We start from the raw sequence: 3,599 nt of genomic DNA, 5'->3' as shown, positions 1-3,599 counted from the left end.
ACCCCTGTCAGATACACCGCCAAAAACCCACTACCGCCAATCAAGTTGGTCGCAGCAAATACCGCCAAGCCCGCTGAGAGTATCAAAATGGCATACATACCCTCTGCCAGATGTATCTTGGGTAATAACCGAGAGAGCAAATAACCAAAGAGCAGGCCCATGCCCAACCCAAAGCTCAGCTGTTGAAACAGTAAAACCAAAAAGCCAAATGCTGTCTGACCAGCAGGGTCGACGTTTAGAGAAATTAACCCCGTCACCAATAAAATGGCCAAGGGATCGTTGGCACCAGACTCTAGCTCAAGCGTGGCTTGGACACGGTCGTTGAGTTTGACCCCGCCATTACGTAGTAGAGAGAATACAGCGGCCGCATCGGTTGAGCCCACAATCGCAGCCATCAATAGCCCAAAGCGCCAGTCGACATCGAGCAACCAAGTAACAAATACCCCGAGCACCAAAACCGTGACCAACACGCCCCAAGTAGCCAAGGTAATCGCAGGTTTTAGACCGACCCGAAACGACTTAAAAGACGTGCGTAGACCACCATCTAATAGAATACAAGCAAGCGCCGCTTGACCCACAAAATTGGCCAGCCCATATTGAGAAAACTCAATACCTAAGATACCCTGCTCGCCTGCCAACATACCGACGATCAAAAACAGCAATAGCAAGGGCACACCCAAACGCGCCGATAACGTACTCGCCATGATACTGGCGAAAATAAGTACTGCCCCTACGAGGTATAGGATATTCAAGGTATCCATTTTTTAAAGCCCTGTTTTTTATAGTTATTGCATCAATATTGAATGAAGCATAATAGTACTTGATTGCGAAAATATTTCCGTTATCGCACTGTTATTAGATATCACGCCAGAGAGTTTCTCATCAGCAACGATTGTCAGAGCTATTAACACAAGAAATTTACACTGACTCTATATCGGCATTAAGAGTAACATCTGCTACTAAGTTTATAGACAATATTTCGAGAAAAGTTATCGAATATACCAGCGCGTACCTATGAACTTATGACCTTTGTTTAGCCATTTTTTATCCTAACTTTTGACAGTATTTAGGCCTACACAATTAAATTTAAATAGTTACGCTTGACTATTTAGCCCTGAATATACTGCCATGTCAGTACCAAAATGGCGGCGGCTACTGTCCAAGCGACAACGCCTAACAATAATGCCTTATATAAGCTCATATAACTGATGCTAAAAAATACCACCAAGGTATAAATCAAATGCGGTATCACACCCAGCATACTAAATATCAGGGCAACCCTTAAATCAGTAGGACTGCGCTCAGTACCAACAATGAAGTGACTGATGAGCGTAAACGTGGGGAAAAGAGGTGCAAGCGCCGCCAGATAAAAAAATCGCGTTTGTGCAAATAATTGAATTGCCAATACCATCAAAGCGCCAATGAGCATTTTTAGCCAGATCATGATGGATCACTCTCCTATTGAGTATGACGGGCTGAACATAGCCCAATCAGCCATCATACTAGAGTCTACAAATTGACATAAGAGGCATCGCTGATTAATTGACCCGTGTGATAAAAAAAACGCAAAAAACCCCATTTAGCTACGCTGCTAAATGGGGCTGTTACTTTTATTAAGAAAGCTTTTACGAATTACTTAATCCTTTTTTGGCTTTAGTGCCGCGCTGATGTCTGCTAGCAATGGGGGTATATCATGCTTATCTGCGATGACCTCAATCATTACTAGCTTATCGGTAGTCTCGGCAGCTTTGTTTAAAGCCGCTTTTAGCTCACCTGCTGTTTCTGCTTTGAGTAGTAAGCTATTCGCTTCGGTTGCGCCAAACGCTTTTGGCATGATCTGCCAATCGCATTTTGGGATATCGTTGTAGTATTGGTTTTCACCATGAATCGCACGCTCTACGGTATAGCCGTCGTTATTGATTAGGACGATGACTGGATTGATACGCTCTTGAATCATGACCGCCAGCTCTTGGATAGTGAGCAGTGCTGAACCATCACCAATCAATAAAACACTGCGTTTATTCGGTGACGCGATAGCAGCACCTAAGCTGGCTGGTAATGTGTAGCCAATCGAGCCCCACATTGGCTGCCCATAGGAGGTCACCCCTTCTGGCAAACGCACATCACTGATGCCAAAATAGGCCGTTCCTTGCTCAGAGAACACTAGGTTATTACGATCTAAGCAATCAGCAATAATGTGCCATAGGTCATCTTGGCGAATTGCCTCATCATCCCTGCCCTTCTGCTCATGTGGTTTGACTGGCTCACAAAAAGGCTTTGGTACGATGTCGATACCAGAGGTCATGACTTCGTGCAGGGCCTGTAATGCATCTTGCAAGGCAATCGGTGCAAAGTTCTTACCACTAATAGAAGCACGCTCATAATGCAAGTCTACTACTATACTCTCGTCAATATCTTGGCTAAATCCCGCGGTGGTCGTGTCGGTATATTGCACCCCTACTTTGATCAGACATTCGCAGTTTTCTACCGCGTCTTTGACAATGGGACGCGAGGCAACGCCTGCATAAGTCCCGGCCCAGCGCTCGCTGTTTTCATCAAGCAGCGTTTTGCCCCACGATAGCGTGGTATAAGGAATGTCTGTATCAGCAATCAGTGCTTTGAGCTGTGACTGCAACCCCAAACGATGCACCATCAAATCTGCCATGAGCGTCGTGGTTTTGTTTGGCAAGAACTCGGTGAGCGCTTGCTTGAAATCTGCCAATGCCGATTGACTGGTGATGTCTTCTTGGCTATCAATCAGCTTGGTTGTTGGCGGATAAATAGGCTGACGCGCAACGTCAGGTGATAGCAGCAGATAACCTGGGCGATGCTTTTTGAGAATCAATCGAATTACTCGATCAATTTCTGAGGCGGCATTTTCAGGAGTAAGCTGCGCTCGTGCTACCGTCACGGGCTCAACCATCTTAATAAAATGATTAAATACGCCATCGCCAAGCGAATGATGAATACGGCGTTTTGCGTCTTGCAAAGCTGTGCTTGGTGCACCTACGATGTGCAATACTGGCGCGTACTCAGCAAAAGAGCCTGCGGTCGCGTTAATCGCTGACAGCTCGCCTACGCCAAAAGTCGTCACCATGGCGGCAAACCCACGCTCGCGGGCGTAGCCATCAGCCGCATAGCCAGCATTTAGCTCATTGGTGTTACCCACCCAGCGCAGCTTATCAGAAGCAAGGACATTGTCCAAAAAGGTTAAGTTAAAATCGCCTGGTACGCCGAATATCTCAGAGGCACCTGCTTCTGCGACACGATCAAACAAATAATCAGCGATAGTATACTGTTGACTCATTTTTTATCCTTATAACTTATCTTCGTAAGTATTGATAATTGTGAATGTGATTAAATCATAATATGTATACCAGCTTATTTATGTATGCAAAGCTTTTGGAATACATATTATAATGAACCGTTATAACATACATTTGTAGATAGAAGACATGCCTATTTTAATAACTTCAATTTTTTTTATCATAGGTGTTGACACATAAAAAAAACTGCGTATAATACGCCTTCATCATCTGATGATAGTTAATCAAACGATGAATCAGCGGGATTAGCTCAGTGGTAGAGCATAACCTTGC

At 44.7% G+C, this 3,599-nt stretch carries 3 protein-coding genes; all 3 read right to left on the bottom strand.

The features are described 5' to 3' along the window. Nucleotides 1–761 (bottom strand): potassium/proton antiporter (locus AS194_RS01110; protein ID WP_083499557.1); only part of this gene is annotated, 761 nt, incomplete at its 3' end. 347 nt (nucleotides 762–1,108) lie between these two features. Beyond that, entirely contained in the window at nucleotides 1,109–1,444 is a 336-nt protein-coding gene (locus tag AS194_RS01105) for a GlpM family protein (protein ID WP_058023655.1), read from the bottom strand. Nucleotides 1,445–1,636: 192 nt separating this feature from the next. Continuing rightward, nucleotides 1,637–3,307, bottom strand: coding sequence for an alpha-keto acid decarboxylase family protein (locus AS194_RS01100; protein WP_058023654.1), 1,671 nt, complete (start codon nucleotides 3,305–3,307; stop codon nucleotides 1,637–1,639). Nucleotides 3,308–3,599 lie beyond the last annotated feature (292 nt).

The organism is Psychrobacter piscatorii, from assembly GCF_001444505.1.
GTDB lineage: Bacteria > Pseudomonadota > Gammaproteobacteria > Pseudomonadales > Moraxellaceae > Psychrobacter > Psychrobacter piscatorii_B.
This window is presented reverse-complemented; position numbering and strand designations above follow the sequence as displayed.

Bases quoted from the DNA above. Each gene is read 5' to 3' on its own strand.
- AS194_RS01105 (WP_058023655.1), bottom strand. From the start codon at position 1,444: ATGATCTGGCTAAAAATGCTCATTGGCGCTTTGATGGTATTGGCAATT.
- AS194_RS01100 (WP_058023654.1), bottom strand. From the start codon at position 3,307: ATGAGTCAACAGTATACTATCGCTGATTATTTGTTTGATCGTGTCGCA.